General features: G+C 62.5%; 5 protein-coding genes. 1 reads left to right on the top strand and 4 read right to left on the bottom strand.

Annotated features, from left to right (window positions below; translation table 11 throughout):
* From AB0333_RS16870 to AB0333_RS16855, 4 genes are all read right to left on the bottom strand, one after another.
* Positions 1–261 (bottom strand): recombinase family protein (locus tag AB0333_RS16870; protein ID WP_366219830.1); only part of this gene is annotated, 261 nt, incomplete at its 3' end.
* A gap of 497 nt (positions 262–758) precedes the next feature.
* Complete coding sequence (locus tag AB0333_RS16865; RefSeq protein ID WP_366219829.1) at positions 759–1,193, bottom strand: hypothetical protein; 435 nt, start codon at positions 1,191–1,193, stop codon at positions 759–761.
* A gap of 90 nt (positions 1,194–1,283) precedes the next feature.
* Entirely contained in the window at positions 1,284–1,502 is a 219-nt protein-coding gene (locus tag AB0333_RS16860) for a hypothetical protein (protein ID WP_366219828.1), read from the bottom strand.
* Between the two features lie 183 nt (positions 1,503–1,685).
* The gene (locus tag AB0333_RS16855) at positions 1,686–2,468 is read right to left on the bottom strand and encodes a class I SAM-dependent methyltransferase (RefSeq protein WP_366219827.1); all 783 of its coding nucleotides are present in this window, start codon (positions 2,466–2,468) and stop codon (positions 1,686–1,688) included.
* An 85-nt stretch (positions 2,469–2,553) separates the two neighbouring features.
* Between AB0333_RS16855 and AB0333_RS16850 the strand changes: the two genes are divergently transcribed.
* Positions 2,554–3,084, top strand: coding sequence for a MarR family transcriptional regulator (locus tag AB0333_RS16850; RefSeq protein WP_366219826.1), 531 nt, complete (start codon positions 2,554–2,556; stop codon positions 3,082–3,084).
* Positions 3,085–3,316: the final 232 nt, after the last annotated feature.

Raw genomic sequence — 3,316 nt, 5'->3', positions numbered from 1 at the left:
CCGCTCGGTGAGGTCATGGACGATGTTGACCAGGTGGCGCAGGTCCCGCCCGAGCCGGTCCAGCTTCCACACCAGCAGCGTGTCCCCGTCCCGCAGCGCCTTCAGGCAGGCTGCGAGGTGGGGGCGCTCGTCGGTCTTGCCGGAAGCCTTGTCCTCGTACAGGGCCTTCGGCTTCACGCCGGCTTCGAGGAGGGCATCGCGTTGCAGGTCGGTGGTCTGGGATCCGTCAGCTTTCGACACTCGCATGTACCCGACGAGCACCCTGCACCTCCGCTGTCATTTATTCGATCGTTTACGTGACAAAGAACCCGCACAGCGGACGCTCTGGAAAAACTGTCACTTAACCCGTCAAGCATTCTAAGTGACGCAGACGGTGGCCGTGACGATTAATGTGACAGAAAATCTTAGGGACGGCGAGCCCGACAAAATCGTCTCGGACTTGCTACACGGCCTTCGTCGTTCCCGACTCCCTCTCGAGAACAGGACTACCAAGCAAGAGCGACGTTCGTGCACAGGACTCTTGAACAATCGGAGTTCGGAAGCCGACGGCACTACCCGCAAGATAACTGCTCTGAGAGTGCCGTCGACTTCTGAAAGTGACACCATGTCGCGAGCGGAAATGTCTGGTGGGGGTTCCTCAACTGACACAGTTTCGGTACCTCTAGGGTCGGCCTGCCGCCTGCGCCTATGAAAGCTCAAACTGCACCGGTGGGGGCGGCCCCGGGAGCGGAATTGTCCGGCCCACCGGGCGTCGGTTCTCAGGGAAAAAGGACGCGGTAGCCTTCCTCTCGAATCGATAGCACGCCAAGTTCGATGGGTGTCGCTGATGATCCTGGCTGATGGATCTCTACCGGGATCAGGCTGCCCCCTTGGTCCCCTTCGATGACGTCAGCGGTGGTGGCGTCCACTTCCAACCCGTCAAGCCGTTCTCGAAGCTCGGCCAAGGCTTCGACCATCTCGTTGTCGTCCGCAGCGTTGGAGACGACTTTGCAAGCCAGGTCCGGATCGCTAGTCTCAGCGGCCTCGATGAGTCCGCGGACCGCTTCGTCCACCGTTGACGGCGACGATCCACCATCGCAGGTTTCCCCCTCGGTTGAAGCGCAACCGCCAGCGGCTGCGGTGGAGAACAGCAGTACTGCACCGAGGGCCGCGATCCGGCATTGCCTCTCGGGACTTCTGATCATTGCCTTCATGGTCACATCCTGTCTTCTGTAATCGCATGGCAGCTCTGACCAGGGGCTCAGGCGCGTCCACCGGGGGACCCGTCATCGGCACGGCATCGCTCAGTCGTCGTAGAGGTATCCCGTGTTTGGATCGATTCCTGCGAGAAATCCTCGGATGGCTTCCTCATGTTCCCCGCTGGATCGTGTCACATCGACGAAACTCCCGATAGTGAATCCGTATCCCTCATTCGGCCCAGTAACCCAGTCGTAATCGTAGGTCCGGGAGTCCCGCCGCCCTACCTGGAAGGTCTCACCATTGACGATCACGATCTGGCTCATCTCCCGACCTTCCATCACCACCCACGCCGGTGCAAGTGTCCGCCCGGTCGATCTTCGGATGAAGCACCCGTACGTGGATCGGCTTGCGGGGCGGTGCAACCGATCCCCATATTGGGGGGGTCAGCGTGGACGGAACAGCAGGGTCAGGTTGACTCATGCGCAGGGAGCCGGACGACCAAGACATCAAAGGGCGGGCTTGCTGGCCGTCCAGATCGTCCAGTAGTCGATCTCGTCGATAGTGCCCTCTGCGCCGATCTTGTGGTCGATGAAGTCGACCAGATTGAGGAGCTCGGGGTCGCTGAGCTCGTGAAGGATGGATCGGCCCGTCCTTGCCTTCAGGTCGCTGGCAAGGTCCTCAAAACGGTCATAGGCCCGGCGTCGTTCTGCAACGGGGGCGATACGAACATCGACGAAGCCGGCCGCACGCACGGCGGCGTCGATGGAGTCGGCGTTCGGGCGTCGGGCTGCTTCAAAGTCCACGAGTCGGGGATAAAGCTCAAAAAAGTATCCGCGGAAGTGTTGTGGGCTGCCAGGCTGCAGCACGTCGTCCATCGTGCGGTCCTGGATCATCAGCCTGCCACCGGGCGCCAGGATCCTCCACGCCTCCTCGAACACTTGTCGCAGGTCATCCAGATGGTGGATCAGGGCGCGTTGGAAGACGAGGTCAATGGTGCCGTCCGGAAGCCCCGTGGCGGCGGCCTCGGCCACGCAAAAACTCAGTGTCGGATGCTCATCGGCCCGGGCGGTGGCGTCCTCGATCATCTGCGGGGATGAGTCGATTCCCGCCACCGACTCGGCTCCCAGTTCAAGCCATGAGGTGGAATAGATGCCCCCGCCGCACCCCACGTCGGCGACACGAAGCCCCACCGGGTCGATCAGGCTCCTCATGGCGACTTTCCACGAGGCATCGGCGGTTCTCAGCGCGTAGGTGTTGCGGTTGGTCGGGCTAGTGAAATCGATCGGCATGACAAACCCCTCCCTGGGACTAGCTGATGACCTGCAAGGATCACGCTATGCCCTAACTCTCTTGACATCAAGATATAATCACCGCATGGCCCAGGAACCCCACCACACCGCTCCTGACAGCATCGACGCCCTGGTGGCGGGTTGGGCGCAATCGCTCAGCGACGTTGATCCCGGCCCCCTGCAGGTGTTCAGCCGCATCAGCAGGATTGCGCATCAACTGGATGCTGCCCGCCGTGAGGCCTTTGCGCCGTTGAACCTGCAGACGTGGGAGTTCGATGTGCTCTCGGCCCTTCGACGGACCGCTCCGCCGCACGAGCTGTCTCCGGGCGAGCTGATCCGAGAGACTCTGGTCACCTCGGGCACGATGACCAACCGCATCACCCGTCTGGCCGATCGGGGGCTGGTGACCCGCCACGCCGGTCAGGGCGACGGCAGGGCCGTGCGGGTGCGTCTCACCGCCGCCGGCCAAACGGTGGTGGAGAAGGCCTTTCGCGGTCTGCTCGCCCGGGAGCGAGAGATGCTGGACGGGCTGAGCGGTAATGAAGAGGACGTCCTGGCCCGCACCCTTCGCCGGCTCTTGCGCAATTTCGAGGAACCCCCGGCCGGCAACCAGTGACCGACTACGTGGCGCACCGACCTCGGTGGTCTGAGCGCTAAGCTCTCAGCGCCTCCACCTGGCTCAGAACAAGCACCGCCGCTGCTCTCCCGATGACACCCAGCGATGATCATCGAGGGGTGTGAGTGACCGGTAGAGGATCGGCATGCGGGACACTCGGAAGTGTGCGGCCGAGGGTTCAAGCCGAATGGTGGTAGGCCACCTCTACTCGCGGGTCGGCCACATGGGGTGG

This window comes from Citricoccus sp. NPDC079358 (assembly GCF_040702545.1).
Classification (GTDB): Bacteria; Actinomycetota; Actinomycetes; order Actinomycetales; family Micrococcaceae; genus Citricoccus.
The sequence above is the reverse complement of the archived record's forward strand: the minus strand, read 5'-3'. Positions and strand labels throughout refer to the sequence as shown.

What these genes read in the sequence shown, in the direction of transcription:
- AB0333_RS16865 (WP_366219829.1), bottom strand. Translation starts at nt 1,193, where the DNA reads ATGAAGGCAATGATCAGAAGTCCCGAGAGGCAATGCCGGATCGCGGCC.
- AB0333_RS16855 (WP_366219827.1), bottom strand. Translation starts at nt 2,468, where the DNA reads ATGCCGATCGATTTCACTAGCCCGACCAACCGCAACACCTACGCGCTG.
- AB0333_RS16850 (WP_366219826.1), top strand. Translation starts at nt 2,554, where the DNA reads ATGGCCCAGGAACCCCACCACACCGCTCCTGACAGCATCGACGCCCTG.
- AB0333_RS16860 (WP_366219828.1), bottom strand. Translation starts at nt 1,502, where the DNA reads ATGAGCCAGATCGTGATCGTCAATGGTGAGACCTTCCAGGTAGGGCGG.